Source organism: Sinorhizobium numidicum (assembly GCF_029892045.1).
In the GTDB taxonomy this organism is placed as follows: domain Bacteria; phylum Pseudomonadota; class Alphaproteobacteria; order Rhizobiales; family Rhizobiaceae; genus Sinorhizobium; species Sinorhizobium numidicum.
This window is the reverse complement of the sequence record NZ_CP120368.1, coordinates 3,179,967-3,205,812: the sequence shown is the minus strand read 5'-3', so window position 1 is coordinate 3,205,812 and position 25,846 is coordinate 3,179,967. Positions and strand designations below refer to the sequence as shown.

The window sequence follows — 25,846 nt, the reverse complement described above, 5'->3', positions numbered from 1 at the left end:
CGGGGTCGTAGTGTCGGTCACGTTTGTCAGGATCCGTTTCAGGCGATGATATCGGGAATGATCTGGTCTTCGATCTTGGTGATCTTGTCCTTGATTGCCAGCTTCTTCTTTTTCATGCGCTGGATACGCAGGGCGTCGCAGCCGGTCTGGATCATGGCGTTGATGGCAACGTCGTAATCTTCATGTTCCTGCCTCAGGCGCGCAATGGTGAGTCTGAGTTCGGCCTGGTCCTGGTCCGGCATGCAAAGCGATCCCCATAAGCCCGGTTGCGTTGATCCGCGATCCGGAATTTCATGCGCCGCTCTATCACATCTTGGGCGGTAACGGGAAGTTATCCGACGTCATCATTTCGCCTTCGACAAATGAAAAATGGCATGGCACAGTAATAAGGTTGCCACCATGGAACATCCGGCATTTGCGTGCCGGATGCAAGCAAAAGGAAGGGAATGCCAATGACCATTGAGGCTCATCTTGCAACGCTTGAGAAGAAACATGGCGCTCTGGAACAGGAGCTTCACGCAGCTCTCAACTCCCCCTCCTGCGAGGACGAGTTGATCAGCGAGCTCAAGCGTAGGAAGTTGCGCATCAAGGACGAAATCGAAAGACTCCGTTCCTCGACACACTAATTGCAGGGCATTTTCCTTGTAACGTCAGAGGCGTCGTCTCTCCCTCGAGATGGCGCAAGAACGTCAAGAATCATTCCCATACATCGAAGATGCGGATCGCTTGACCGGGCTCGCTGCCCGGTCAATTTGCTTCTACAGCGCCGTGCGTCTTTTCAGACGCACAAAGGTCACTGTAGCACCTTGAATTGCTGCATGTTTTTATCCTTAAATCGGTTCCGATTAATGCAGTAGCCGCCGTGCATTTCCCAGACGCACAAAAACGCGCGCCCGCGGAGCGCATCACGACCAGAACTGATCCAGCCACAGGTTCAGCCGGTCGAAGCCCGGCTTGTGGATCGCGTAGATCCGCCGTGTGCCGCTCGAAGATACCGACACGAGATTGCAGTCGAGCAGTGCCTTCAGATGCTGCGATACGGCCGGCCGGCTGATCGGCAGCCCTTCGGCGAGTTCGTTGACGGTCTTCGGCGCGCGCCGCAGTTCTTCCAGCAGGTGGCGCCGGTTCGGATCCGCGATGGCGTCGAATGGGTCCGCGATGCTCATGGCCGGACGTTAAGCGAATTCCAAGTGAGCGGCAAGAAAATTGTGCATTGCGACATTGCTGCTGCTGCGCAACATCCGGTTCTCGATCGACGTCCCAAGCGACGCAGGTGCTCCGCGCTAGCTGCTCGCCAGCAGGGTTGCGAGCCCATCCCAGACGAGTTTCGATCCGGCAAAGAAGGCCATCGTGTACATGAAGGGATAGAAGACCTGAGGCTTCATCCTTCGCACGGTCCACGCGCCGCAGGCGGTGGCCACCATCGCCAGCGGAAAGAGAGTCGCGGATGTCGTCAGGTTGCTGGCGTCGAGTTGTCCGAGCGCGAAATAAGGGATGAGCTTCACTGCGTTGAGGACCGCGAAGAAGCGGACGATCGTGCCGGTATATTCGCGCGGAGCGAGCTTCAGCGGCAGGGCATAGATCTGAAAGGGAGGGCCACCGGCGTGGGCAACGAAGCTGCCGTAGCCGGCAAAGCAGCCCCAGAGCGCGGCTGGGCCGGGCCGCTGCGTCTTGGGAGGGATCGCGGCGCCGCTGCGACTGCGCCAGACGGTGTAGACATAGCGCAACACGAAAACGACGGTGATGAGGCCGATGATCAGCCTCAGCGCATCGCGCGGCACATAGGCCGACGTCGCCCAGCCGATGGCGATTCCGGCGATCGCGCCGGGCAGCAGCATGACGAGCGTCGTGCGGTCGCCATGCTTGCGCCAGATCCATAAGGAGACGACATCCATGGCGATGAGGATGGGCAGAAGCAGCGCTGCGGCCTGGACGGGCGAGACCGCCATCGACAGGATTGGAACACCCATCAGCGACAGGGCTTCTCCCATGCCTCCCTTGCTGAGGCCAACGAGCAGGACTGCCGGTACGGCGACGAGATAGAAGTCGAGATCGGGAAGCATCGGCGGTGGTTGATCCTTTTGTCATCTCCGTCTATCGGTTTTCCCGAACGAAATCGAGTGCCGCCTTCCGCCTGCGAAGCGCACCTCGCCAGGAGCGGACGACATGAGCAATACAGAAAAGCGCTGCCGCCTCGTGCTGGTCGCACCCGATATGCCGGATGTCGCCGAACGTTCGAAGGTTCTCGACGATGCACTGAAGGGCGGCGATGTCGCCTCCGTCATCCTGCCGCAGTACGGTCTCAGTGATGCTGAATTTCAGAAGCATGCCGAAGCGCTCGTGCCGGTTATTCAGAAGGCAGGCGCCGCTGCCCTCATCGAAGGCGACACGCGGGTCGCCGGCCGCGCCAAGGCGGATGGTCTGCACATCGCCGGGGGAGCGGATGTGCTTGGCGAGGCGATCGAGAAGCACACGCCGAAGCTGATCGTCGGCGGCGGTAACGCCTCCGACCGGCATCATGCCTTGGCAATCGGCGAACTCAGGCCGGATTACGTCTTCTTCGGCCGCACCGATGGCGACATAAAGCCGGAGGCGCATCCGAAAAATCTGGCGCTCGCCGAATGGTGGGCGTCGATGATCGAGATTCCGTGCGTGGTCATGGGCGGCACCGATCCGCAATCGGCGCTTGCGGTTGCCGAAACCGGTGCCGAGTTCGTGGCGCTCCGGCTTGCCGTCTTCGGCGAGCCGTCCCAGGCGCCGTCGGTCGTTGCCGCGGTCAACGCATTGCTTGACGAAAAAGCGCCACGGTTTGAAGATTAAGACGTGCCGATGTTGAGCCGTTTTCTCTCGAAATCCTGCCGGGCCGCAGCCCTTGCCGCCGCCATCGCCCTCGCCGCGATGCCGGCCCGGGCTCAGCAACCGGCTCCCGCCCAGCCCGTGGACGAGGGAAGCGTGCCGAAACGCGGACGGATCACGCCGTTCAACGGCGCGGTACTGCCGGAAGGTGAGGAGCAGAAAGCTGGCGGCGCAGCGGCGAAGCCGAAGTCCGGCGGTGGCGGCAAGCCATCGGAGGGCGTCAACGTCATCGATCGCATGGGCGCCGAATTACCCGCGCTTCCGGCGGAAAAACCGTTCACCGGCAAGGTGGATGACGCCTATGGCGCCTTCCAGCGGGGCTATTATCTGACGGCGATGGATCTCGCTCTGCCGCGCGCCCAACTCGGCGATCCGGCGGCGCAGACGCTTGTCGCCTCCATCCTCGAGCAGGGGCTCGGCGTGGTGCGCAACGCCAAAGAGGCCGCCTTCTGGTACGGTCAGGCGGCGAACAGCGGCGATCCTGCCGCCATGTTCAAATACGCGCTGATCCTGATGGAAGGGCGCTATGTCAAGCGCGACAGGAAGAAATCCGAAGAGCTGATGAAGAAGGCCGCTGACCTCGGCAATGCTTCCGCCCAGTTCAATTACGGGCAAACGCTCGTCGCCGACATGCCCGGCGAAAGGGGTTTGAAGGCAGCGATGCCCTATTACGAGAAATCCGCCGAACAGGGCATCGCCGACGCGCAATATGCCCTTTCGCAAATCTACCTCAATGTCGACGGCATCGATGACGGCAAGCGTGCGCGTGCGCGCGAATGGCTGCTCAGGGCAGCCCGGGCCGGCTACGACACCGCGCAGCTCGACATGGCGATCTGGCTGATCGAGGGAATCGCCGGCGACCGCAATCTCGAAGAGGGCTTTGCTTGGATGAAGCGTGCGGCGGACGGCGGCAATGTCGTTGCGCAGAACCGGCTCTCACATCTTTACGTCAACGCAATCGGCACGCGGCCAGATCCGATAGAGGCGGCGAAGTGGTACGTTCTCTCCCGCCGGGCAGGGCTCAAGGACGATGCGCTCGAGGATTTTTATCTCGGCCTCAACGATGCGCAGCAAAAATCGGCACTCGCGGCTGCGAACAAGTTTCGCTCGTCCTGACATCAGGCGCGGGAGGCGCATCCTGTGATGCTTCCGGGCGTGGCGGCGATCTATTTCGCTTGAACTTCCGGGGTTTTTGTGGTCTGGAGGCCCCGGTTTGTCCGCGGCTTCCATGTTTCGCATCGCCCTCCGCGGACGGAGTGATTTCACTCGGTTTTTTGACGACGGATTCGCAGCTTCGATCGCGCCTTGCGCGGTTCTTCGGTGCGCGAACGTCAGACAGGTTCTATGTCCGGTCGCGATGGCTCGGCCGGGCTTTGCTATCAGAGGATTGCCACATGGCTCGTTCCGCCCTTCTCAATGTCATGGTTCAGGCCGCCTTCAAGGCCGGCAAATCGCTGGCGCGCGACTTCGGAGAAGTGCAGAACCTGCAGGTTTCGCTGAAGGGGCCGAGCGACTACGTCTCGCAGGCCGACCGCAAGGCGGAACGGATCATCCGCGAAGAACTGCTCAAAGCACGCCCAACCTATGGCTTCCTCGGCGAAGAAGGCGAGGAAATCAAGGGAACCGACGGCGCCCATCGCTGGATCGTCGATCCGCTGGACGGCACCACCAATTTCCTCCACGGCATCCCGCATTTTGCCGTGTCGATCGCGCTGGAGCGTCAGGGCGAAATCGTCGGCGCAGTGGTCTTTAATCCCGCGACAGATGAGCTCTACACCGCTGAGAAGGGTGGCGGCGCTTTCCTTAATGACCGCCGCCTACGCGTCGGTGCCCGCAAAAGCCTCTCGGATGCGGTCATCGGTACCGGCACGCCTCATCTTGGCCGCGGCCATCACGGCAAATATCTGATTGAACTTCGTCACGTGATGGGCGAAGTCGCCGGTGTCCGCCGTTTCGGCTCCGCCGCGCTCGATCTGGCCTATGTGGCTGCCGGCCGTTTCGACGGCTTCTGGGAGCACGACCTTGCCGCCTGGGATATTGCTGCCGGGGTTCTGCTCATTCGCGAAGCCGGCGGTTGGGCGATGGACATCGAAGGCGGCAATAGGCCGGTGGACAGCGGTTCGATCGTCTGCGGCAACGAATATATCGCCAAGGCGCTGAACGAAGTGCTCCACCGCCCCGTTCCGGTAAAGTAATCGAGAGCCTGCGGACGAGCAGACCGCGAACCGTTTTCCCGTCCTATGGGCCTCCCGCCCCTGTATCGATCCGTTTTGTTTGCGCCGGATCGACGTGAGAATTCGTCGCGCTCAGGAAGATCCGATCGGACCCGCCAGGCTTCGGCAGCTTAAGTGCGGGAGGCTTTTGTTTTCCCTTCAATTTGGCGCAAAGTTCCACTAGTCTCCGGGCCCAACACGTGGCCTCGAGCCACCAGCAGCGTCGTTCCTCAAAACCGCAATCCACCGGGCGGGGAATGGTCCTGCAATCAATGTGTTGTGGCAACTTTGCTCGTCCGAACAGGCGCGCGGCGTTGCCGCGAAACCGGAGATTGGCAAACTTATGACGAAACTGAATCTGTCCGGATGGCGCGGTCGGGAGGGCGCGGAGGAAGACTACAATCCGCACAAGCTTTCAAGCCCCATGCCCTATTTCTGGACGATGGTCATCTTTCTGATCATCGTCGGGTTCGTCGCTGCGATCCTCTTCCGCCAGGCGCGCGACGCCTTCGCCGGCAATCCCGGCCTCAATGGGCTGATCCTCGGCGTTATGCTGATCGGCATCCTTCTCGCATTCAACCATGTGCTGGGCTTAAGACCCGAGGTCCGCTGGTTCAATTCCTTCCGTGCTGCCGGAAGCGCCGACAAGGTCGGACGCGAGCCGGTCCTTCTCGCTCCGATGCGGTCTCTGATCGGCGGCCGCCACACGACCGGGATCTCGACGATCGCGCTCAGGTCCATTCTCGACTCCATTGCCACACGGCTTGACGAGTCGCGCGACATCACGCGCTACCTTGCCGGTCTTCTCGTCTTTCTCGGTCTGCTTGGCACCTTCTGGGGTCTGCTCGGCACGATCGGCTCCATCAACACCGTCATCCAGTCACTGGACGCAGGCGCCGGCAGCACAGAGGATCTCCTGGGCTCTCTGAAGAGCGGCCTGTCCGCGCCGCTGACCGGTATGGGGACGGCTTTTTCCGCCTCGCTGTTTGGCCTTTCCGGTTCGTTGATCATCGGGTTCCTTGATCTGCAGGCCGGTCGCGCGCAAAACCGGTTCTATACCGAGCTTGAAAACTGGCTCTCTTCGGTGACCGATGTCGGGTCCGGCTTGTCTATCGAGACGCCGGACGGTGCGCCGGTCGAGGAATTGCGTCGGCTTACGGATCAGCTCAGCCGTCTTTCTCAGGACGGCGGCGTGAACCAGCGCACGACCGCGGCGATGGCCAGTCTCGCCGAAGGCATCCAGGGTCTCGTCAAGAACATGCGCGGCGAGCAGCAGATGTTGCGCGATTGGATCGAAGCGCAACAGGAGGAGGCGAAATCGATGCGCAAGACGCTCGACAAGCTTGCATCACGCATCGGGCAAGCCGATCGGATCGCTGTGCACAGCGAGAGAGCCGCGTCGCAGGCAAAGCTCAGCCATGCTGACGAGAGCGGGGGTGAATGATCGATGGCGCTCGCCCGAAGAGGCCGTAATCCGCGGACGATCAATTATTGGCCGGGGTTCGTCGATGCCCTTTCGACCTTGCTCATGGCCATCATGTTCCTGCTCAGCGTCTTCGTCCTGGCGCAGTTCCTGCTTGGCAGAGAGATCACCGGCAAGGACGAGGTGCTGAACCGGCTGAACAGCCAGATCAACGAACTCACGCAGCTTCTTGCGCTCGAAAAGAGCGGCAAGCAGGACCTCGAGGATTCGCTGGCGAACCTCCAGGCATCGCTTGCCCAGTCGGAAGGCGAGCGGTCGCGCCTGCAGTCACTGCTCGATGAGGGGGCCGGCAGCAGCGAAGCTGCCAATCAGAAGATCGGTCGCCTGGGATCGCAACTGGAGGCCGAGCAGCAGGTCAGCGCCCGCGCGATGAGCCAGATCGAGTTGCTGAACCAGCAGATCGCGGCATTGCGCAGCCAGATCGCGGCCATCGAGGGTGCACTTCAGGCTTCGGAGGCCAAGGACGAGGCCTCGCAGGCCAAGATTGCCGATCTCGGTCGGCGCCTGAACGTAGCGCTCGCCCAACGCGTGCAGGAACTCAACCGTTACCGTTCCGACTTCTTCGGGCGGCTGAGAGAAATCCTCTCGGATCGCGAAAACATCCGTATCGTCGGCGATCGTTTCGTCTTCCAGTCGGAAGTGCTCTTTTCTTCGGGCAGCAGTGATCTCAATCCCGAAGGACAGGCGGAAATGACGAAACTCGCCGCCGCGCTTCTCGACCTCGCCAAGGAAATCCCCGCCGAAATCAACTGGGTGCTGCGCGTCGACGGCCACACGGACAACGTGCCGCTCTCCGGAGCCGGGCGCTTTAAAGATAACTGGGAACTGTCTTCGGCCCGCGCCACATCGGTCGTCAAGTTCCTGATGTCCAAGGGCGTTCCGGCCGATCGCCTGGTGGCGGCAGGCTTTGGGGAGTATCAGGCCATTGCCGAGGGGGAGAGCCTGGAGGCTCGCGCTCAGAACCGCCGCATCGAGCTCAAACTTACGGAGAAATAGGCGTTTCAGCGTCCTTGAATTGACCTTGACGTACGCGTAACAGTTGGGTCGGGGAGACAGGGGAGAGCGCCTTTTATGGACTGTGATGTGCTGGTCATCGGCGCCGGCCTCGCCGGGCTGGTAGCGGCGTCCGAGGCGGCGGCGCGTGGCCGCAAGGTGATCTTCTCGATCAGGAGGGTGAGCAGAACCTCGGCGGTCAGGCTTACTGGTCACTTGGCGGTCTCTTCTTTGTCGACAGTCCGGAGCAGCGGCGCATGGGCATTCGCGACAGCCGCGAGCTCGCGCACCAGGACTGGATGGGATCCTCGCAATTCGACCGGCCGGAAGACCATTGGCCGCGGCTTTGGGCCGATGCCTATCTCGACTTTGCGGCCGGCGAGAAGCGGCGCTGGCTTCATGCGCTTGGCATGCGCTGGTTTCCGGTTGTCGGCTGGGCCGAGCGTGGCGGCGGCCTCGCCCATGGCCACGGCAATTCCGTCCCTCGTTTCCATGTCACCTGGGGCACGGGCCCGGCCGTGCTCGAACCGTTCATTCGCCTGGTACGGCAAGCGGAAAGCCGTGGCCTCGTCCGATTCCGGTTTCGTCACAGGGTCGACGAGCTCGTGACGACCGATGGTGCGGTCACGGGCGCGCGCGGTGCAATCCTCAAGGTGGATGCGGTCGCCCGCGGCGAGCGCAGCTCGCGCGACGCGGCGGGTGATTTCGAAATCTCGGCCGGTGCCGTTGTCGTGAGTTCCGGCGGCATAGGCGGCAATCATGAACTCGTGCATCGGAGCTGGCCGCGTGAACGCTTGGGCCAGCCGCCAGCGTTCATGGTCAGCGGCGTGCCGCATCACGTCGACGGTCGGATGCTCGAGATCGCGGCCCGAGCGCGCGGGTCCGTCATCAATGCCGACCGCATGTGGCACTATACCGAGGGCGTCAGGAACTTCGATCCGATCTGGCCGGATCACGGCATCCGGATTCTGCCGGGGCCGTCTTCGTTCTGGTGCGATGCTGACGGCAACCGCTTTTCAGCGCCGGCGATGCCCGGTTTCGATACGCTCGCGACACTGGAGGCGATCCGCCGTGGCGGCGACGACTATAGCTGGTTCATTCTGACGCGAGCGATCATCAAGAAGGAGTTTGCTCTTTCGGGATCCGAGCAGAATCCCGATCTCACCGGCAAGAGCGTCGCACTTCTGTTGAAACGGCTCGGTAAGAACCCGCCGGGACCGGTTCAGGCCTTCATCGAAAAGGGTGAGGATTTTATCGTCCGCGACAAGCTGGAGGATCTCGTCGAGGCGATGAACGCGCTTTCCGGCGAAAGCCGGCTTTCTGCGCCCCATCTGAGAGCGCAGATCGAGGCACGCGATCGCGAGATCACCAACCCTTTTTCCAAGGATGCCCAGGTCACCGCCATACGTGGCGCGCGCACTTATCGCGGTGATCGCCTGCTCCGGACGGCAAAACCGCATCGTCTTCTCGATCCGAAGGCGGCACCGCTGATCGCCGTTCGGCTGCATATCCTGACGCGCAAGACGCTCGGTGGGCTGCAGACCAATCTCTCCGGCCAGGTGCTCGAGCTTTCCGGCGAAAGGGTTCAGGGACTTTATGCGGCCGGCGAGGTCGCCGGATTCGGCGGAGGCGGCATGCATGGTTACAATGCGCTCGAAGGAACATTCCTCGGCGGCTGCATCTTCTCCGGCCGCGCTGCGGGGCGCGGGGCCTCGGACGTCTGAAGCTTTACGCGAGTGGCCGGGCCTATCGGCCCGGTCGCGTCCCCATCACCAGACTCGTCAGTCCATTTGGACGTTCGCGTCACGCACGACCGGGGTCCATTTCGCAAGTTCCGCCTTCACGTGGGCGGCGAGCTCCTCGGGCGTCGAGCCGACGATCTTGGCGCTGAATTCGTCCATCCGCTTTTGCACCGCAGGATCGGCAAGCGCCTTCTTTGCGGCTTCGTTCAGCCGGGCGATCACCGGCTGAGGCGTATTGGCTGGGGCGAAAAGCGCGTTCCAGGTATAGGTCTCATAGCCGGGAATGCCCGACTCGGCGATGGTCGGCACGTCGGGGAAGGAGGGAGCACGTTCTGCGGTCGTAACGGCGAGCGCCCTGAGGGTGCCGGCCTTGATATGCCCCGATGAGGAGGGCAGGTTGTCGAACATGATCGGCACCTGATTGCCGATGACGTCGTTCAGCGCCGGGCCGGAACCCTTATAGGGAATGTGCTGCATTTCGACGCCAGCCATTTTCTTGAAGAGCTCGCCGGAAAGGTGGAGCGGCGTTCCGTTGCCGGACGAGGCGTAGCTGTACTGGTCTGGCGCTGCCTTCAGCAGTGCCAGCAATTCTCCCACGTTCTTGGCAGGCAGCTCCGGGTTGACGACGAGCACGTTCGGAACGATGACGAGAAGCGATATGGGCGCGAAATCCTTCTCGGGGTCATAGGGCTTGGTCTTCAGGATCAGCGGATTGAGCGCGTGCGTCGCGACCGTAGCCATGAGGATCGTATAGCCATCCGGGTCGGCACGCGCGACATTGGCCGCGCCAAGATTTCCGCCGGCACCGGCGACATTCTGGACGATGACTTGCTGCCCGAGATCTTCGGACATCTTCTGCGCGATGATCCTGGCTACGACGTCGGTCGAGCCGCCGGCAGCGAAGGGGACGACCAGCGTTATCGTCCGGTCCGGGAAGGCTTGCGCCTGTACCGGCGCCCCAGCGGTCAGTGCGGAGAGTGCGGCGAAGCCGAAGGCGATGGCGGCACGGCGGGTCAAGCTCAGAAACGGCATGCAGAATCCTCCCGATTGCGTCAAAACATGCGGCCGGTCCTGGGCCGGCCTCCTAACAATAGTGCCACGCTCCTCCGTGGCAATGGCGGGAGGAAAGTAATGGTGGATGGCAGACGAAAGTCTACAGCGCCGTGCGTCTTTTCAGACGCACAAAGGTCGCTGTAGCACTTTGAATTGCTGCATGTTTTTATCCTTAAATCGGCTCCGATTAAGGAAACATGCAGTAAGGCTATCACCTATGTTCGGGAGGCGACGAACAGCGCTTCGGCACCGTGATCGAACTGCAGCCGGGCGAGTCTTGCGTAAAGACCGCCCTGCCGTATCAGCGAAGCGTGGGTCCCTTCTTCGACAATGCGGCCATGATCCATCACCAGAATTCGGTCCGCCTTGAGCACGGTCGCAAGTCGATGGGCAATGACCAGCGTGGTTCGCTCCCGCATCAACCCGTCCAGCGCTGTCTGCACCAGTGTCTCGCTCTCGGCGTCGAGAGCCGATGTCGCCTCGTCAAGAAGCAGGATCGGAGCGTCTTTCAGGATCGCCCGCGCAATTGCGATGCGCTGTCGCTGGCCGCCGGAAAGCGTCACGCCGCGCTCGCCGACCAAGGTATCGTAGCCCCGGTGCAGCTTCGCGATGAATTCCGCGGCTTGCGCGGCAACGGCGGCTGCGCCCACGGATTCGCGGCTTGCCTGCGGTGCGCCGAAGGCGATGTTTTCGTGGACGGAAGCGGCAAAGATGGTTACGTCCTGCGGCACGATGGCTATGCGGTCGCGCAGATCCTTGGGATCGACAGAGCGGGCGTCCATTCCGTCAACCGTGACGACACCCTTCATCGGATCATAGTAGCGCACGAGCATCGAAAAGACGGTGCTCTTTCCAGCACCGGAAGGGCCGACGATCGCGACGGTCTCCCCGGGCTTGATCGCAAAGCTCAGGCCCTTGAGGCTCTTATAGTCCGGACGGGCGGGATAGGCGAAATGGACGTCGGCAAACTCGATCGCGCCCCGGGCCGGCACGGGCATGGCGAGAGGATGCGCGGGTGCCTGTATGTGCGGGACTTCGGTCAGCAATTCGTTCAGGCGTTCGGCGGCACCTGCTGCCTGCGAGAGCTCGCCCCAGACTTCCGAGAGCGCTCCGAGGCTGCCGGCGGCAAAGACCGAATAAAGCAGGAACTGGCTGAGCGTGCCCGCGGACAGCGTTCCGGAGAGCACATCCCGCGCGCCGAACCAGAGCACGGCGACGACGCTGCCGAAGACCATGGTGATGGCGAAACCGGTCAGAACCGACCGTGCCTTGGTCGCGGCGCGCGCGGCGCTGTAGGCACTCTCGACCGCCTTGCCGAAACGCGCGTTGGCAATTTCCTCGCCATTGAAAGCCTGCACCGTGCGGGAGGCTGCGATCGCCTCGCCCGCATAGGCAGACGCGGCGGCGAGCGTATCCTGGGCCTCACGGGAGCGCCGGCGCACCGAACGGCCGAAGCCTACGAGCGGAAAGACGATGAGCGGGATGGCGGCGAGCACCAGGCTCGAGAGTTTCGGGCTGGTATAGACCATCATCCCGATCGCGCCGAGACAGAGGATTATATTGCGCAAAGCCACCGACGCGGTCGCTCCGACCGCCGATTTGATCTGCGTCGTATCGGCGGTAAGCCGCGAGACGATCTCGCCGGACTGGTTGACGTCGAAGAAGGAGGCGGAAAGCCGTGTGACGTGAGCGAAGACGTCGCGCCGGAGATCGGCGACGATGCGCTCGCCGAGCGAGATGACGAAAAAGTAGCGGGCGGCGCTGGCAAGCGCGAGAACGATCGCCAGGACCATCAGCATGGAGAAGTAGGTGTTGATGAAGCCGGAATCGGAATTGGAGAAGCCATGGTCGATCATCCGGCGCACCGCCATCGGCAGCGTCAGCGTCGTGACTGCCGCAACCGTCAGTGAGATCGCGGCGCCAATCGCCAGGTGGCGGTATCGCGCCAGATAGGGCAGCACGGATGCAAGCGGGCGAATGGATTTGCGCGCTGGCGGTTGGTTCTCTTGTCTCGGCACGTGACCCCCCATCGCCAGTCACGGAGGGGCACACAGCGCCATGCGTATTTTCACGCATGAAGGTCGCTGTGCCACTTTGAACAGCTACATGGTTTTGTTCTTAAATCGACGTCGATTTAACCAACCATGCAGGAGGCCATAAGTCTTCCGCGCGGCACTTGTTATCCCGCAGACCTTCATGTATAGGCACGGCATCGAATTGGGAAGCCGTGACCAGTGGCGGTCCGCGGCTTCATTTACGTGTTCGGTCCCAAAGTCGCAATGCCTTGCGACAATTGGACCCTGGAACTCTAGGAAGATTGTTATGAAGGCAGACATCCATCCCGACTACCACATGATCAAGGTGGTCATGACAGACGGCACCGAATACGAAACCCGTTCGACCTGGGGTTCGGAAGGCGCTACGATGAACCTGGAAATCGATCCCAAGTCGCATCCGGCCTGGACTGGCGGCAACCAGCAGCTCGTCGACCGCGGCGGCCGCGTTTCCAAGTTCAAGAAGCGTTTCGAAGGTCTCGGCCTCTGATCAAATGCTATACTGAATAACTCCTTGCAGCGACTTTTGCGGTCTGAAAAGACGCACGGCGCTGTGGGGTGTTTCCAAAAGCCCGGCATTGCCGGGCTTTTTTGTTGCCTATCCGCAGCATTCAAAGTCTTGCAGCAACCTTGTGCGTGTGAAAAGACGCGCGGGCGTTGGAGCGTATGCCCGGCATAAAAAACCCGGCGCGGGCCGGGTTTCGATAGCGATGGCGATTTTAAAAGTCGCTTGACGTCAGTTGGCGCCAAAGGCGGTCTGCAGCAGCTTGATCTGGGCCTTGACGCCATTCTGGTTATCCGGGACGAAGGCCGTTGCTTCCTGCGGCCGGTAAATCTCCCGATCGAGCAGGGCGACGCGGTTTTGCAGGCGAAGAGAACGTTCGATCAGATCCCGAAACGCTTCCGGGAGAGCATCCCAGCCGGGAGCGGTGCGATCGACATTGAAGCTGTCGAGGCGAACCTTGCTCTTCTCCGACAGGACCTGATCGCGGCTCATTTCGCCGTTGTTGACCGCGCGTTGGAGAAGCAGCCAGGAGGCCATCTGCATCAGTCGCGTGGTGAGGCGCATCGACTCGGCCGCATAAAGCACAGAGGCCATCCGCGGCAGAACCTTCGAGGCCGCACGGCCCGGGCCGTCGAGATAGCTCGCCGTTTCCTCGACCAGGCCCATGCCTTCCGCATAGAGCGCCTTGAACTGCGTCGAGGACGCAGCATGCCCCGCGAAACTGACGGTATTCAATCCTCTCTCGGACATGGCCTGTTTTTTCCCTGGTTCAAACGCATCACGACAGTCAGGTAACGGGCGGCTTTGGGAAAAGTTTCCTTGCCTGCCTCTATGCTCGAAGAATGATCCCATACCGTATTCCGCGCAAGGGTATTCTTAAGAAAGGGTTAATCTCCACAATTCTTTGAAAGCACCTGTGACGAAACAAAAAAAGAGCCGCGCGGAGCGGCTCTCAAGGTAAAACAGGGAGAAAATCAGACCCATTCGCCAGTCGGTGAAATTGTCTGAGTCCGGACGAGGCCGGATGATCGGACAATCGCAGAAAATGCTTAATTTGCCGTTAAGGCCGGGTCATTGCGGGGCGCGATACACACGCCGCACGCCGAAGTGAGGCGGCTCTATCCGTCGCTAACGAAAGAGATTTTCGGCGGCCGAGCGGCTGGCCGATTTGCGGGCGCGTTCCTCCTCCAGTCTCGCGATTTCCTCGGTCAAGAGCGCGATGCGAGCGGTCAGTTCATCCACCGAGAGCAGCGACAGGTCGCTGCCGATTTCGTGGGTCGTCTTCTTACGTGGCTGGTCATCGTCGAACAGACTCATGCGATACCTCCTCTTCCTCAGGATCATCGACAACATCCTCCCGCGGTTCGTCCAACGGTGCCGCGCGCGGCGAGAGCTGCAGGCTCTCCGGCGTCGTCGGCGCGCCGGCATTGACCGGCGAGAAGGCGTCGCGTTCGGCGACGGGCACCGGCGCGCGCCGGCGGCTGCGGACGATCGCATAGGCGGTAATCAGCATATGCGCGCAAGCGGTGATCATGAAGAGGCCATAGGGACCTGTCGCGGTCATTACCGGTCCGCCGATCGTCGGACCAATGATCGTGCCGATGCCGTAGAGCAGCAACAGCCCCCCCGAGACCTTTACGAAATCCTCGGGCATGGCAAAGTCGTTGGCATGCGAGACGGCGATCGGATAGAGCGCGTTGGCCGCGCCGCCATAAACGGCGATCAACGTCAGCACGATCCAGACCTGACTCGGCTCGACAAGGAAGATCAAGAGGCCAGCCAGCGCTCCGACGCCGGCGAGTATGGAGAGAACATAGCGGCGGTCGATGCGGTCGGAGATCCGGCCGGCCGGCAGTTGCATCACCGCTCCGGCGAAGATGGCGACGCTCATCATCATGGCGACGGTGCCGTCGGAAAGGCCGGCCTGGCTGCCGAAAACGGCCCCGAGCGTACCGAAGGCGCCATTGGCGATGCCAACCAGCAGGATGCCGAGAAAGGAGACGGGGGAATTCTTGTAGAGGCCGCGAAGGTCGAGGCGGACCTGCTTCAATGGCTGCGGCGAGGCAGCCCTCGACAGCAGCGTCGGCAGCATCGCCACGCAATAGAGAATGCCGCAAATCATAAAGAAGAAGGTGGTCGAGGTCTCGCCGAGCGGAATCATGAGCTGACCGCCGACGATGCCGAAAAGAGTGATGGCGATATAGAGCGAAAAGATGACGCCACGACTCTCATTGGTCGCGCGCTCGTTCAACCAGCTTTCGATGATCATCGACGTGCCGGCGGTGGAGAAGCCCGTCACCGCCCTCAGAGCCAGCCACCAAAAAGGGTCGATCAGAATACCCGTCAAAAGAGAAACGATAGCGATCAGAGCAGTGAAGACGCTGAAGGCGCGCACATGGCCGATGCGTTTGACGACATTGGGCGCGAAGAAGCAGCCCAGCACGAAGCCGCCGGCCCAGCACGTGCCGAGGAGACCGAGAATGGTTGTCGGGTAGCCTTCCGAGGTGCCGCGCACGGGCAGGAGCAGGCCCTGCAGACCGTTTCCAAGAAAGAGGAACAGAGTACCAAGCAGGAGGGCGGCGACAGGAATCAGGTTTTTTCTCATCGTCAATCCGAAATCGGTTATGCCGTCGGCAAGTTAGGGCGGGGCGGCCGCTTTGCCAGCCCGGATTTCCACACCACCGGTCATTGCAAATCGGCGACGAAAACAATAGCCCTCTATGCGACTAAAAGTGACGGCGGTATGACGCCGCCCACACACGGCGATTGGAACGCTCCGGAAATGAGCACGAAACTCCTGACGGTTCTCTGCCTGCTGGCCATGTGTGTCCAACTGATCAAGCCGCTTGGATATCCGGGCCTGCGGCAACGCCGTGACTTCTGGAAAATTCCTGCCGCCGGTTTTTTGGTGATGATGATCATGGTGCTGGTCCGGCCGTAAGGCGAGAGATCGGGACGGACGCAAGCGGAAACACCTCACCCCCCGCCCAGACCGTGACGTTCCTTTAGAAACAGCGCGCTCCGTGAGGCCGGGCTATGGTTGCGGTCACAGTGCTGAAGTCTCCGCACGACATGTCGTCAAGAAAAGGTTAGATTACCGTGCTCGGCCACAAGATGAAAATTGAGGGTCTCTTGGAACGCCGCCTGACCGCCATTCTCGCTGCCAATGTCGTGGGTTACAGCCGTCTCATGGGGACCGATGAAGCGGGCACGCTGGCGGCGCTCAAGAGGCATCGGCGGGAATTTCTGGAACCGAAGATTGCGGACCACAAGGGACGTGTCGTCAAGCTCGCCGGCGACGGCATGCTGGTCGAATTTTCGAGCGTCGTGAATGCCGTTGCTTGCGCAGCCGAAATTCAGCGCGGCATGCTCGCACGAAACGAAGGCCTGCCGAGAACCCAGCGCATCGACCTGCGAATCGGCATCCATCTCGGCGACGTCATCGTCGAGGACGGCGACATCTTTGGCGAGGGTGTCAACGTGGCGGCACGACTTGAAGGGCTCGCCGATCCTGCCGGCATAGCGGTATCCGCTTCGGTGCGCGACCACGTTGGATCGAGACTGAATCTCGGTTTCGTCGACAAGGGCGAGTACAGCTTGAAGAACATCGCGCCGAGCGTCCGCGTCTATACTGTTTCCCTTGGCGATGCTTCAGTGCGGAAGCAGGCCGAGCCATCTGGGGTGACACCTGACCCCGGCTACGAGCTGTCGATCGCTGTCCTACCCTTCACCAACATGAGCCAGGATCCCGAGCAGGAGTATTTCTCCGACGGCATCACCGAGGACATCATCACCGATCTGTCGAAGATTTCGCGCCTGCACGTCGTCGCGCGCAACACCGTCTTCACCTACAAGGGCAAGGCGGTCAAGATAAAGCAGGTCGCCCATGAACTCGGCGTTCGGTTCATTCTGGAAGGCAGCGTCCGCAAGGTGGGCGAGCGCGTACGGATCACCGGTCAGCTCATCGATGCGCAAACCGGCGGACACCTGTGGGCCGACCGGTATGATCGCGATCTGACGGATATTTTTGCGATCCAGGACGAGATCACCCACGCGATCGTCGACCAGTTGAAGATAAAGCTGCTGCCGGAAGAGAAGAAGGCGATCGAGAGTGATCCCACGACCTCTGTCGAGGCCTATACCTATTACCTGAGGGGCCGGCAGTTCTCGCATTCCTGGACGCGAGCCTACATGCTGCTTGCGCGCCGAATGTTCCTAAAGGCGGTCGAACTGGATCCGAATTACGCCCGGGCCTATGCGGGCATTGCCGATTGCGAATGCGCGATCAGGGACTGGCATGAGAAGGACTTCCCGCTCTCGAGTATTCTCGAGATGAGCGCCCGGGCGCTGGCGCTCGATCCCAATCTCGCGGAAGCGCATGCGTCGCGGGGGCTGGCACTGCATCAGGACGGGCAGTCGGAGGAGGCCGGCCGCGAGTTCCGGCAGGCGCTGGCGCTCGATCCATCGCTCTATGAGGCGAATTTCCACTACGGCCGTTACCTGTTCATGCAGGGCCGTTTCGATGAGGCGGTGCAATTCTTCAAGCGCGCCGCCGAAATCCGGCCGGACGATTATCTTTCGCCGATCCACCTGATGAGTTCCTATCGCTCGCTCGGCGTGGAATCCGAGCGGCAGCGCTGGGCGAAGATCGGCATCGAGCGGGCGGAGCACGCGCTCGAACGGCACCCAGAGAATTCAGGCCCCGCCCATCGCGGCGCCCTTGCGCTTGCGCATCTCGGCGAAACGGAACGCGCGAAGGAATGGGCCGCGCGGGCGCTGGCGATCGATCCGGACGATGTCGTCGCGCAATACAACACTGCCTGCGTCTACTCGCTTGTCGGCGAGGGCGAGCGGGCCCTGGACCTTCTCGAGGCCGTCGTGCCGCAGAGCTCCAGCTACCATCTCCTCTGGTTCAAACAGGATTCCGACCTCGACGCCATTCGCGACCATTCCCGCTTCCGAGCGCTTCTCGACGCGATAGCCGACTGCCAGTGCTGATCCTTGCGGTGCGCCGACATCGACGTCAGAGCTCGATCGATCCGCGCATGGCCGTCACGCAGTCGCCCGCGATGGCGACTTCCCGGACCGCGCCATCCTTCTTGCTCACGCCGATCGTTATGAGGCTCCGTCGCCCCATGTCCGCGCCCTGTTCGATGACGAGCTCGACGTCGGCATCGGCGTCGGGAAGAAGGGAGACGAGATAGGCGCCGAGTGCTGCCGAGGCACTGCCGGTCGCCGGATCCTCGATCACATTGTCGAGCGGCGCGAACATGCGCGCCCTTATCTGCCAGGGGCGCTCGCGCGTTCGGGTGTAGAGGAAAAGGCTGAAACTATCTTCCTCAAGCGGGTAGCAGGCATTCGCCTCGTCGAAGGCACTGACGTTCGGTCGCGCTTTCGACAGCGTCTCGACGTCGTTGACTTCGGCGACGGCGAAGGGGAGGCCGACGGAAATCCGCACCGGACTGTGGTTCTGCCCGTTTAGAGCTTCCGGTCCAAGAGAGGCGCAGGCGGCGATCGTCGCCACCTCGATCGCCGGGCCGATCGCGAGTGCCTGCGGAGCGACGATCCGCGCCCCCGTTACGATTCCGTCCTGGTGACGGAGCACGACCTCTACCAACCCAGCCTTCTCCTCGAAACGCAGGTTGCTGTCCGGCTTCTTGCCGAAGATTTCCTGCTGCTGGCCGAGCACGAAGGCGGTGCCGACATTCGGATGACCGGCAAAGGGCACTTCGGTCGTCGGCGTGAAGATGCGCACGCGAGCCGTGTTGGCGGGGTCCGTGGGCGGAAGCACGAAGGTGACCTCGGAATAGCCGAATTCCGTGGCGATCGCCTGCATCTCGGTGTCGCTGAGGCCGCGTGCGTCCGGGATGACGGCGAGCTGGTTGCCGGCAAAACGTTCGGTGGTGAAAACATCAACGGTGACGAAGGGGACGGTGTTCATTGAAGGCTCCTGGCTCGACCGGATGACAGATGTAGAGCCACTACCGGGCCGTCCGAAACAGTGAATGTGTCTCCCTGACAATTGAATTGCCGCGCCAGGACGCAAATGCTTAAGGCGGCGAATGCAAAGCCCGGCGACATTGCCGTCGCCGGGCTTTCTCCTCGCTCCCCTTGTAACTTTGCGCCGTTCAGGCGGCCTGTTCGAGGTCCTTTTTCCAACTGCCCTTGGCGGCGAGACTGCACATCTTCGCGCGGTGGGAGAAGGCGCGCTGGCCGGCGGCAACGTTTTCCGCCTTGCCGTTCCACGCGGTAAGAGCCTCCTGCTGCAGCGCCCGACCGTAGGAGAAGGTCAGCTTCCAGGGCAGATCACGGGTCGAGTTAATAGCGGAAAGATGCGCGGTCGCCTCTTCCGTAGACTGGCCGCCGGAAAGAAAGGCGATGCCGGGAACAGCGGCGGGAACGGTGCGCTTCAGAACCTTGACCGTGCGTTCGGCAACTTCACTGACGGAGGCCTTGCGGGCCTTCTTGCCGTCGATCACCATGCTCGGCTTCAAGATCATGCCCTCGAGTTTGACGCGCGCATCGCCGAGCTCCTCGAAAACGGTGCGAAGTACCCATTCGGTCACCTCTTCCGAGCGCTCGATCGAATGGTTGCCAGGTGCGCCGTCCATCAGCACCTCCGGCTCGACGATCGGCACGATCTTCGCTTCCTGGCAGAGGGCGGCATAACGCGCCAGCGCATGCGCATTGGCCTTAACCGCGCCCCAGGTCGGAAGAGTGTCGGAGATGGCGATGACGCCGCGCCATTTGGCGAAGCGGGCGCCGGCCTCGTAGTATTTGGCGAGGCGGGCGGCGAGGCCGTCAAGACCTTCCGTGATCGTCTCGTTGGGGAAATGGGGCATCGGCTTTGCGCCCGTATCCACCTTGATGCCAGGGATCGAGCCCGCGTTGCGGATGAGTTCGGCGAGCGGCGTGCCGTCGGCCGCCTTCTGGAACAGTGTTTCCTCGTAGAGAATGACGCCGGAGATATAGTTGCGCATCGCCTCGTCCGAACGCAGAAGCACCTCGCGGTAGTCGCGGCGCGAGGTCTCGGTGGACTCCAGGCCAATGCTGTCGAAGCGCTTCTTGATCGTTGCGGTCGACTCGTCGGCAGCGAGCAGGCCCCGGCCGTTGGCGACCATAGCAACCGCAATATCTTCCAGTCTTTCGCTCATATTCATCTCCCTACACAGCGCCGATCACCAATGGAGCAGCGGATGATACAGTCTCTGAAGGCGCGAAAAGCGTTCAATCGCGTCCCCGAACATAGGCGCGATAACAGAAGATAATGTGCGGGAAAATGGCAGTAAAATCGCCTAAAACGATTTAAATAATTTTAATCGTTTGAAATATTAGAATTTTTTTTGCGACCCCACCCGGGCCCTGCTTGAGGTGCCCGGGTGGAACGTTTGTTCACTTCTGCTGGCGGAGGATATCGACGCCCGGCAGGGGCTTGCCTTCCATCCATTCGAGGAAGGCGCCACCGGCGGTCGATACATAGGTGAAATCGTCCGCGACTTCGGCGTGGTTGAGCGCCGCGACCGTATCACCGCCGCCGGCGACCGAGACGAGCGAGCCCTGGCGGGTCCGGGCAGCCGCGTGCTTGGCGGCGGCGACTGTGGCCTTGTCGAAGGGTGTGATTTCGAAGGCGCCGAGCGGGCCGTTCCAGACGAGCGTTTCGGCACGCGAGATCCAGTCGTTGACGGCAGCGACCGATTTCGGGCCGACGTCGAGCACCATGGCGTCGGCCGGGATCGCCTTGACGTCGACGACCTCATTGTCGGCGCCTGCCTTGAACTCGCGGGCAATGACGCCGTCGTCCGGCAGGACGATCGCGCATCCGGCCGCCGATGCGGCGGCGACGATCGACTTGGCGGTTTCCGCAAGATCATGCTCGCAGAGCGATTTGCCGACGTTGACGCCTTGTGCCGCAAGGAAGGTGTTGGCCATACCGCCGCCAATAACCAGAGCGTCGACCTTTTTCACGAGGTTCTGCAGGAGGTCGATCTTGGTCGAGACCTTCGCGCCGCCGACGATTGCGACGACCGGGCGTTTCGGATTGCCGAGGCCCTTTTCGAGCGCTTCGAGCTCGGCCTGCATGGTTCGGCCGGCATAGGCCGGGAGATGGTGCGCCAGGCCCTCGGTCGAAGCATGGGCCCGATGGGCTGCGGAGAAGGCGTCGTTGACGTAGATGTCGCCGTTGGCGGCCAGCGCCGCAACGAAGGCCGGATCGTTCTTTTCCTCGCCCTTGTGGAAACGGGTGTTTTCGAGCAGCAGCACATCGCCGTCATTCATTTCGGCAATGGCGTTGGCCGCCTTGTCGCCGATGCAGTCGGCGGCGAAGTAGACGCGTTGGTCGAGGATTTCCTCGACCGCGGGAGCGATCGTCTTCAGCGACATATCGGCGACGGGTTCACCCTTCGGACGGCCGAAATGGGCAAGCAGGATGACCTTTGCCCCCTTTTCGGAAAGCTCGCGGATGGTCGGCGCCACGCGCTCGATGCGGGTGGTGTCGGTCACCTGTCCGTCCTTGACCGGAACGTTGAGGTCGACGCGCACCAGCACGCGCTTGCCGCCGATGTCGGTCAGATCGTCGAGGGTCTTGAAAGTCATCAGATGGTCTCCGGTGATAGTCTTTGGAAAAGGGTGGGGTAGTCGACGACGAGGCCATCCTCGTCCACGGGCAGGTCGGCCGCAAAGCTGCGGTCTTCGGCTTCGTAATGGTAGAGTTTGCCGTCATCGATGCAGGTGTAGTGCTGGCCGTCGACTGTCGGTTCGAAGCTGTCGAACGGCACATAGAGCATTTTGAGCTTTGCGGTGCCGGATTGGCGGACAAGGTTCAAGCGCCGGATCGGGAGGGTATTGGTAAACGGCGTTCCGGCGAGGTCGATGTCAATGCAGCCGTCGAAGAGTGGCAGGGGCGTTCCGTCGGCTTTGCGCCAATGGCCGTTGCCATCGGACAGCAGATGAAGACTGCGTCCGTCCGTCGTGTCTATGGTGAAGGAGGTGACGCGCCAGGCGTCGCAGTCGATGCGATAGTGCAGGCCATAGGCGGCGGCGCCGCGCTCGCCGATAAGAACGCTTTCGGCGCGGATGGCCGCGCCGAAAGATGCGTTCAAAGGTCTGAGCGTCAGATGTTCGAGTCCTTCCCCTTCGAGCGGGCGCCAGCGCACCGTCGTTGAGGAAAGGGCCCGGAACATCGGACTTAGAGCAGCTTGCCGAGAGCGACCGCCGTATCCGCCATGCGGTTAGAGAAGCCCCACTCGTTGTCGTACCAGGACAGGATCGAGACGAACTTGCCTTCCATCACCTTGGTCTGGTCCATATGGAAGACCGAGGAATGCGGGTCATGGTTGAAGTCGACCGAGACGTTCGGCTGCAGCGTATAGCCGAGGATGCCCTTGAGCGGGCCTTCGGCGGCAGCTTTGATGGCGGCGTTGATCTCTTCCTTGGTCGTCTCGCGCTTGGCGACGAACTTGAGGTCGACGACCGAGACGTTCGGGGTCGGGACACGCATGGAGACACCGTCAAGCTTGCCTTTCAGTTCCGGCAGCACGAGGCCGACGGCCTTGGCAGCACCCGTGGAGGTCGGGATCATCGACAGGGCGGCCGCACGCGCACGGTAAAGATCCTTGTGCATCTGGTCGAGCGAAGGCTGGTCGTTGGTGTAGGAGTGGATCGTCGTCATCATGCCGTGGTCGATGCCGATGGCGTCGTTCAGCACCTTGGCGACCGGCACCAGGCAGTTGGTCGTGCAGGATGCGTTGGAGATGACGAGATGGTCTTTCGTCAGCTTGTCATGGTTGACGCCGTAGACGACGGTCAGGTCCGCGCCGTCGGCGGGCGCCGAGACGATGACGCGCTTGGCGCCGGCCTCGAGATGGGCTGCGGCCTTGTCGCGGGCGGTGAAGATGCCGGTGCATTCCATCGCGATGTCGACGCCGAGGTCCTTGTGCGGCAGCTCGGCCGGATTGCGGACGGCGGTCACCTTGATAGGCTTGCCGTTGTTGATGACGATGGCATCGCCCTCGACCTTCACGTCGGCCGGAAAGCGGCCGTGGATCGAATCGAAGCGCAGCAGGTGGGCGTTGGTTTCGACCGGGCCGAGGTCATTGATGGCGACGACTTCGATGTCGGTGCGGCCGGATTCGACGATGGCGCGGAGCACGTTGCGGCCGATGCGGCCAAAACCGTTGATGGCGACTTTCACTGTCATATCGGGTCTCTCCCTATCAGAATGGCGTGTACGTATGGAAGGCGCCGCGGGGACGCTTCCGGCTTGATCAGGACAGTTTGGCTTCCGCGGCTGCAATCACAGCTTCCGGTGTAATGCCGAAGTGCTTGTAAAGATCCTTGTAAGGACCGGAAGCGCCGAAGCTGGACATGCCGATGAAGGTGCCGTCGCTACCGATGAAGTGATCCCAGCCCTGGCGGACACCAGCCTCAACCGCGATCTTGACCGGCGAATTGCCGATGATCGCCTGCTGGTAATCCTCGCTCTGTTCGGCAAAGAGCTCGAAGCAGGGAACGGAAACGACGCGCGTCGAAAGGCCCTTTGCCGTCAGCGCCTGGCACGCCTTGACGGCGATCTCGACTTCCGAGCCGGTGGCGAAGATCGTCACCTGGGCATCGCTTGCAGAGATGAGATCATAGGCGCCGCGGGCGCAGAGGTTCTCTTCCTCGTATTCGGTGCGCACGGCCATCAGGTTCTGGCGCGTAAGCGCCATGCCGGAAGGACGGTTGTGGCTTTCGAGGGCGAGCTGCCAGCACTCCGCGGTTTCCGTTGCATCCGCCGGACGGAACATCAACAGGTTCGGAATGGCGCGAAGCGCTGCCATGTGCTCGACCGGCTGGTGGGTCGGGCCGTCTTCGCCGAGACCGATGGAATCATGGGTCAGCACGTGGATGACGCGGATGCCCATCAGCGCGGCAAGGCGGATCGACGGACGGCAATAGTCCGAGAAGATCAGGAAGCCACCGGAATAGGGAATGAGGCCGCCATGCAGCGCGATGCCGTTCATCGCCGCGGCCATGCCGTGCTCGCGCACGCCGTAATGGATGTAGCGACCGGAGAAATCGTCCGGAGTGATCGAATGCGTCTGGCTCGTCTTGGTGTTGTTGGAGCCGGTCAGGTCGGCCGAACCGCCGACCGTTTCGGCAAGCACGCCGTTGATGACTTCCAGCGCATCCTCGGAAGCCTTGCGGGTTGCAGGTGAGGGCTTCGTTTCCGCGAGCTTCTGCTTGTAGGTGCTGATCGCGGAGGCGAGGCTGCCTTCCAGCTCGCCGGAGAAGCGACGGATGAACTGCGCCCTCTTTTCGGTCTCAGTCCTGTCGAGCCGCTCTTCCCATTCTTTGCGCGCCTTGGTGGAGCGCAGGCCGGCGAGGCGCCAGGCATCGAGCACATCGGAGGGAACGGTGAAGGCTTCGGCTTCCCAGCCGAGCGCCTTGCGCGTCGCGGCGATTTCCTCGGCGCCGAGCGGCGAACCATGGACTTTATGGGTGCCGGCCTTGTTCGGCGCGCCGAAGCCGATGACGGTCTTGCAGGCGATCATCGTCGGCTTATCGGACTTCTGGGCCTCTTCGATTGCGGCGGCGATCGCATCCGGATCATGGCCGTCGACGGCGATCGTGTTCCACTTGCAGGCGCGGAAGCGAGCGTGCTGATCGGTCGAGTCGGCGATCGAGATCGGGCCGTCGATCGAGATGTTGTTGTCGTCCCAGAAGACGATCAGCTTGTTGAGTTTAAGATGGCCGGCAAGCGCAATCGCTTCCTGGCTGATGCCCTCCATCAGGCAGCCGTCGCCGGCGAGCACGTAGGTATAGTGCTCCATCAATTCGCTGCCGAACTCTTGGCGCAGCTTGCGTTCGGCAATCGCCATGCCGACCGAATTGGCGAGGCCCTGACCGAGCGGGCCGGTGGTCGTCTCGATGCCGGCGGCGTGGCCATATTCCGGGTGGCCGGCGGTACGCGAGCCGAGCTGGCGGAAATTCTTGATCTGGTCGATGGTGATGTCTTCATAGCCGGTCAGGTAGAGCAGCGAATAGAGCAGCATCGAGCCATGGCCGGCGGACAGCACGAAGCGGTCGCGGTTCGGCCAGGAGGGGTTCTTGGGATCGAAGCTCAGATAGCGGGTGAAGAGAACCGTTGCTATGTCGGCAGCACCCATCGGGAGACCTGGGTGGCCGGAATTTGCTTTCTCGACGGCGTCCATGGAGAGGAAACGGATTGCATTTGCCATCCGGTCGTGTTTTTCGCGAGAGATCATGACTGTTCCGTTTGAGTTCGGTGGTCAGGGGACGGTCTCTATCCTCCAAAGACCGTATGAGAAGCGGCTGACACATAGCAGGTGCGCCGAGCGAGTCAATAAATACGGGCCCTCCGCGACCAAATGGCGCCGGCATTTTCGTGCTGTTTCCGGCGCTGCAACATGGCCTCGCGGCCGGCGCGGTCCACCGGCGGAATCGACGATCCACAGCTTCCGCTGGCGATCGTTGCGGTTGGCATTGTTGAGACTTGCGTAATGGGTTTAAAAAGGAGCGAGCCGAAGCGCACAGGATACTGGCGATTCGGCCTCTCTGGAGCGCGGCGCGTTCACGCGAACACGCACGAGGCTCCGGCACTTTGTTTTAGGGCAGTGCGGAAGCCGGTTCGCGTTTTCCTCATCCCGCTCTAGAAAGGTATCGGAAAGACATGCCGGCAAAGACGGTCAAGGCGGCGATCGAGGAGTTGCGCAGCGCGGTTCAGTCTCTTGAAATCGCGATCGACGGCCGCTTTGACAAGGAAAAGGACGTGAGCGAGTTCGAAGGCGAAGTGCGGCGGGTCAATATGGACCGGGCGCGGCTGGCTCAGGAACTCGATCAGTCGCAGTTTCGGGCCAATCGGCTGGAAGAGGTCAATCGCGAGGTTTCCCGTCGCCTGGTTACGGCTATGGAAACCATTCGGGCGGTACTGGATCGCTGAGGTTCTT

Annotated in this window: 24 protein-coding genes and 1 pseudogene; 11 read left to right on the top strand and 14 right to left on the bottom strand. The window is 61.7% G+C overall.

Annotated features, from left to right (window positions below):
• Window positions 1-38 precede the first annotated feature (38 nt).
• Complete coding sequence (locus PYH37_RS26710; RefSeq protein ID WP_209603333.1) at window positions 39-242, bottom strand: YdcH family protein; 204 nt, start codon at window positions 240-242, stop codon at window positions 39-41.
• Window positions 243-452: 210 nt separating this feature from the next.
• Between PYH37_RS26710 and PYH37_RS26705 the strand changes: the two genes are divergently transcribed.
• Window positions 453-626 (top strand): YdcH family protein, encoded by a 174-nt coding sequence (locus PYH37_RS26705; protein WP_136508173.1) that lies wholly within the window; start codon window positions 453-455, stop codon window positions 624-626.
• Window positions 627-905: 279 nt separating this feature from the next.
• Here PYH37_RS26705 and PYH37_RS26700 read toward each other — a convergent pair whose 3' ends face one another.
• Both PYH37_RS26700 and PYH37_RS26695 read right to left on the bottom strand, forming a co-directional pair.
• Complete coding sequence (locus PYH37_RS26700; protein ID WP_280734477.1) at window positions 906-1,166, bottom strand: ArsR/SmtB family transcription factor; 261 nt, start codon at window positions 1,164-1,166, stop codon at window positions 906-908.
• A 117-nt stretch (window positions 1,167-1,283) separates the two neighbouring features.
• Window positions 1,284-2,063: a sulfite exporter TauE/SafE family protein gene (locus PYH37_RS26695; protein WP_280734476.1), complete on the bottom strand. Its 780-nt coding sequence runs from the start codon at window positions 2,061-2,063 to the stop codon at window positions 1,284-1,286.
• 103 nt (window positions 2,064-2,166) lie between these two features.
• Here PYH37_RS26695 and PYH37_RS26690 point away from each other — a divergent pair, with 103 nt between their 5' ends.
• The 6 genes and pseudogenes from PYH37_RS26690 to PYH37_RS26665 all read left to right on the top strand — a co-directional run bounded on the left by PYH37_RS26690 (window position 2,167) and on the right by PYH37_RS26665 (window position 9,269).
• Entirely contained in the window at window positions 2,167-2,820 is a 654-nt protein-coding gene (locus PYH37_RS26690) for a thiamine phosphate synthase (protein WP_280734475.1), read from the top strand.
• Window positions 2,821-2,829: 9 nt separating this feature from the next.
• Complete coding sequence (locus tag PYH37_RS26685) at window positions 2,830-3,972, top strand: tetratricopeptide repeat protein (protein WP_280734474.1); 1,143 nt, start codon at window positions 2,830-2,832, stop codon at window positions 3,970-3,972.
• Between the two features lie 278 nt (window positions 3,973-4,250).
• A complete protein-coding gene (locus PYH37_RS26680) occupies window positions 4,251-5,051 on the top strand; it encodes an inositol monophosphatase family protein (protein ID WP_280734473.1) in 801 nt (266 codons plus the stop codon).
• Between the two features lie 361 nt (window positions 5,052-5,412).
• Window positions 5,413-6,513 carry a MotA/TolQ/ExbB proton channel family protein gene (locus PYH37_RS26675; RefSeq protein ID WP_280734472.1) on the top strand — a complete coding sequence of 367 codons (1,101 nt, stop codon included), beginning with the start codon at window positions 5,413-5,415 and terminating at the stop codon, window positions 6,511-6,513.
• 3 nt (window positions 6,514-6,516) lie between these two features.
• On the top strand, window positions 6,517-7,548 hold the full coding sequence (locus PYH37_RS26670) for a peptidoglycan -binding protein (RefSeq protein WP_280734471.1): 1,032 nt from the start codon (window positions 6,517-6,519) through the stop codon (window positions 7,546-7,548).
• 75 nt (window positions 7,549-7,623) lie between these two features.
• Window positions 7,624-9,269: pseudogene (locus tag PYH37_RS26665) on the top strand (FAD-binding dehydrogenase).
• A 57-nt stretch (window positions 9,270-9,326) separates the two neighbouring features.
• Here PYH37_RS26665 and PYH37_RS26660 read toward each other — a convergent pair.
• Window positions 9,327-10,319, bottom strand: a complete 993-nt coding sequence (locus PYH37_RS26660; RefSeq protein WP_280734470.1) for a Bug family tripartite tricarboxylate transporter substrate binding protein — start codon at window positions 10,317-10,319, stop codon at window positions 9,327-9,329.
• A 236-nt stretch (window positions 10,320-10,555) separates the two neighbouring features.
• Window positions 10,556-12,358 carry an ABC transporter transmembrane domain-containing protein gene (locus tag PYH37_RS26655; RefSeq protein WP_280734469.1) on the bottom strand — a complete coding sequence of 601 codons (1,803 nt, stop codon included), beginning with the start codon at window positions 12,356-12,358 and terminating at the stop codon, window positions 10,556-10,558.
• 304 nt (window positions 12,359-12,662) lie between these two features.
• Here PYH37_RS26655 and rpmE point away from each other — a divergent pair, with 304 nt between their 5' ends.
• Complete coding sequence (gene rpmE / locus PYH37_RS26650) at window positions 12,663-12,884, top strand: 50S ribosomal protein L31 (protein ID WP_136508113.1); 222 nt, start codon at window positions 12,663-12,665, stop codon at window positions 12,882-12,884.
• Between the two features lie 246 nt (window positions 12,885-13,130).
• Here rpmE and rcdA read toward each other — a convergent pair whose 3' ends face one another.
• The 3 genes from rcdA to PYH37_RS26635 all read right to left on the bottom strand — a co-directional run bounded on the left by rcdA (window position 13,131) and on the right by PYH37_RS26635 (window position 15,504).
• Window positions 13,131-13,649, bottom strand: a complete 519-nt coding sequence (gene rcdA / locus PYH37_RS26645; RefSeq protein WP_280734468.1) for a protease adaptor protein RcdA — start codon at window positions 13,647-13,649, stop codon at window positions 13,131-13,133.
• A gap of 378 nt (window positions 13,650-14,027) precedes the next feature.
• Window positions 14,028-14,216 (bottom strand): DUF1192 domain-containing protein, encoded by a 189-nt coding sequence (locus tag PYH37_RS26640; RefSeq protein ID WP_280734467.1) that lies wholly within the window; start codon window positions 14,214-14,216, stop codon window positions 14,028-14,030.
• Complete coding sequence (locus PYH37_RS26635) at window positions 14,197-15,504, bottom strand: MFS transporter (RefSeq protein ID WP_280734466.1); 1,308 nt, start codon at window positions 15,502-15,504, stop codon at window positions 14,197-14,199. Before PYH37_RS26635 ends, PYH37_RS26640 begins: the two co-directional genes overlap by 20 nt.
• 177 nt (window positions 15,505-15,681) lie before the next feature.
• Between PYH37_RS26635 and PYH37_RS26630 the strand changes: the two genes are divergently transcribed.
• Window positions 15,682-15,840, top strand: a complete 159-nt coding sequence (locus PYH37_RS26630; RefSeq protein WP_280734465.1) for a hypothetical protein — start codon at window positions 15,682-15,684, stop codon at window positions 15,838-15,840.
• 173 nt (window positions 15,841-16,013) lie between these two features.
• Window positions 16,014-17,897, top strand: coding sequence for an adenylate/guanylate cyclase domain-containing protein (locus tag PYH37_RS26625; protein ID WP_280734464.1), 1,884 nt, complete (start codon window positions 16,014-16,016; stop codon window positions 17,895-17,897).
• A 25-nt stretch (window positions 17,898-17,922) separates the two neighbouring features.
• On the opposite strand, the gene PYH37_RS26620 is transcribed toward PYH37_RS26625, so the two are convergent.
• The 6 genes from PYH37_RS26620 to tkt all read right to left on the bottom strand — a co-directional run bounded on the left by PYH37_RS26620 (window position 17,923) and on the right by tkt (window position 25,144).
• Window positions 17,923-18,840, bottom strand: coding sequence for a PhzF family phenazine biosynthesis protein (locus tag PYH37_RS26620; protein ID WP_280734463.1), 918 nt, complete (start codon window positions 18,838-18,840; stop codon window positions 17,923-17,925).
• A 187-nt stretch (window positions 18,841-19,027) separates the two neighbouring features.
• Window positions 19,028-20,053 carry a class I fructose-bisphosphate aldolase gene (locus PYH37_RS26615; RefSeq protein ID WP_280734462.1) on the bottom strand — a complete coding sequence of 342 codons (1,026 nt, stop codon included), beginning with the start codon at window positions 20,051-20,053 and terminating at the stop codon, window positions 19,028-19,030.
• A gap of 238 nt (window positions 20,054-20,291) precedes the next feature.
• On the bottom strand, window positions 20,292-21,491 hold the full coding sequence (locus PYH37_RS26610; RefSeq protein ID WP_280734461.1) for a phosphoglycerate kinase: 1,200 nt from the start codon (window positions 21,489-21,491) through the stop codon (window positions 20,292-20,294).
• On the bottom strand, window positions 21,491-22,078 hold the full coding sequence (locus tag PYH37_RS26605) for a putative glycolipid-binding domain-containing protein (protein ID WP_280734460.1): 588 nt from the start codon (window positions 22,076-22,078) through the stop codon (window positions 21,491-21,493). Before PYH37_RS26605 ends, PYH37_RS26610 begins: the two co-directional genes overlap by 1 nt.
• Window positions 22,079-22,083: 5 nt before the next feature.
• Complete coding sequence (gap, locus tag PYH37_RS26600) at window positions 22,084-23,094, bottom strand: type I glyceraldehyde-3-phosphate dehydrogenase (RefSeq protein ID WP_280734458.1); 1,011 nt, start codon at window positions 23,092-23,094, stop codon at window positions 22,084-22,086.
• A 67-nt stretch (window positions 23,095-23,161) separates the two neighbouring features.
• On the bottom strand, window positions 23,162-25,144 hold the full coding sequence (gene tkt, locus PYH37_RS26595; RefSeq protein ID WP_280734457.1) for a transketolase: 1,983 nt from the start codon (window positions 25,142-25,144) through the stop codon (window positions 23,162-23,164).
• A 425-nt stretch (window positions 25,145-25,569) separates the two neighbouring features.
• Between tkt and PYH37_RS26590 the strand changes: the two genes are divergently transcribed.
• Window positions 25,570-25,839, top strand: coding sequence for a DUF4164 domain-containing protein (locus tag PYH37_RS26590; RefSeq protein ID WP_280734456.1), 270 nt, complete (start codon window positions 25,570-25,572; stop codon window positions 25,837-25,839).
• Window positions 25,840-25,846 lie beyond the last annotated feature (7 nt).

What these genes read in the sequence shown, in the direction of transcription:
- PYH37_RS26710 (WP_209603333.1), bottom strand. Translation starts at nt 242, where the DNA reads ATGCCGGACCAGGACCAGGCCGAACTCAGACTCACCATTGCGCGCCTG.
- PYH37_RS26705 (WP_136508173.1), top strand. Translation starts at nt 453, where the DNA reads ATGACCATTGAGGCTCATCTTGCAACGCTTGAGAAGAAACATGGCGCT.
- PYH37_RS26700 (WP_280734477.1), bottom strand. Translation starts at nt 1,166, where the DNA reads ATGAGCATCGCGGACCCATTCGACGCCATCGCGGATCCGAACCGGCGC.
- PYH37_RS26695 (WP_280734476.1), bottom strand. Translation starts at nt 2,063, where the DNA reads ATGCTTCCCGATCTCGACTTCTATCTCGTCGCCGTACCGGCAGTCCTG.
- PYH37_RS26690 (WP_280734475.1), top strand. Translation starts at nt 2,167, where the DNA reads ATGAGCAATACAGAAAAGCGCTGCCGCCTCGTGCTGGTCGCACCCGAT.
- PYH37_RS26685 (WP_280734474.1), top strand. Translation starts at nt 2,830, where the DNA reads ATGTTGAGCCGTTTTCTCTCGAAATCCTGCCGGGCCGCAGCCCTTGCC.
- PYH37_RS26680 (WP_280734473.1), top strand. Translation starts at nt 4,251, where the DNA reads ATGGCTCGTTCCGCCCTTCTCAATGTCATGGTTCAGGCCGCCTTCAAG.
- PYH37_RS26675 (WP_280734472.1), top strand. Translation starts at nt 5,413, where the DNA reads ATGACGAAACTGAATCTGTCCGGATGGCGCGGTCGGGAGGGCGCGGAG.
- PYH37_RS26670 (WP_280734471.1), top strand. Translation starts at nt 6,517, where the DNA reads ATGGCGCTCGCCCGAAGAGGCCGTAATCCGCGGACGATCAATTATTGG.
- PYH37_RS26660 (WP_280734470.1), bottom strand. Translation starts at nt 10,319, where the DNA reads ATGCCGTTTCTGAGCTTGACCCGCCGTGCCGCCATCGCCTTCGGCTTC.
- rpmE (WP_136508113.1), top strand. Translation starts at nt 12,663, where the DNA reads ATGAAGGCAGACATCCATCCCGACTACCACATGATCAAGGTGGTCATG.
- rcdA (WP_280734468.1), bottom strand. Translation starts at nt 13,649, where the DNA reads ATGTCCGAGAGAGGATTGAATACCGTCAGTTTCGCGGGGCATGCTGCG.
- PYH37_RS26640 (WP_280734467.1), bottom strand. Translation starts at nt 14,216, where the DNA reads ATGAGTCTGTTCGACGATGACCAGCCACGTAAGAAGACGACCCACGAA.
- PYH37_RS26635 (WP_280734466.1), bottom strand. Translation starts at nt 15,504, where the DNA reads ATGAGAAAAAACCTGATTCCTGTCGCCGCCCTCCTGCTTGGTACTCTG.
- PYH37_RS26630 (WP_280734465.1), top strand. Translation starts at nt 15,682, where the DNA reads ATGAGCACGAAACTCCTGACGGTTCTCTGCCTGCTGGCCATGTGTGTC.
- PYH37_RS26625 (WP_280734464.1), top strand. Translation starts at nt 16,014, where the DNA reads ATGAAAATTGAGGGTCTCTTGGAACGCCGCCTGACCGCCATTCTCGCT.
- PYH37_RS26620 (WP_280734463.1), bottom strand. Translation starts at nt 18,840, where the DNA reads ATGAACACCGTCCCCTTCGTCACCGTTGATGTTTTCACCACCGAACGT.
- PYH37_RS26615 (WP_280734462.1), bottom strand. Translation starts at nt 20,053, where the DNA reads ATGAGCGAAAGACTGGAAGATATTGCGGTTGCTATGGTCGCCAACGGC.
- PYH37_RS26610 (WP_280734461.1), bottom strand. Translation starts at nt 21,491, where the DNA reads ATGACTTTCAAGACCCTCGACGATCTGACCGACATCGGCGGCAAGCGC.
- PYH37_RS26605 (WP_280734460.1), bottom strand. Translation starts at nt 22,078, where the DNA reads ATGTTCCGGGCCCTTTCCTCAACGACGGTGCGCTGGCGCCCGCTCGAA.
- gap (WP_280734458.1), bottom strand. Translation starts at nt 23,094, where the DNA reads ATGACAGTGAAAGTCGCCATCAACGGTTTTGGCCGCATCGGCCGCAAC.
- tkt (WP_280734457.1), bottom strand. Translation starts at nt 25,144, where the DNA reads ATGATCTCTCGCGAAAAACACGACCGGATGGCAAATGCAATCCGTTTC.
- PYH37_RS26590 (WP_280734456.1), top strand. Translation starts at nt 25,570, where the DNA reads ATGCCGGCAAAGACGGTCAAGGCGGCGATCGAGGAGTTGCGCAGCGCG.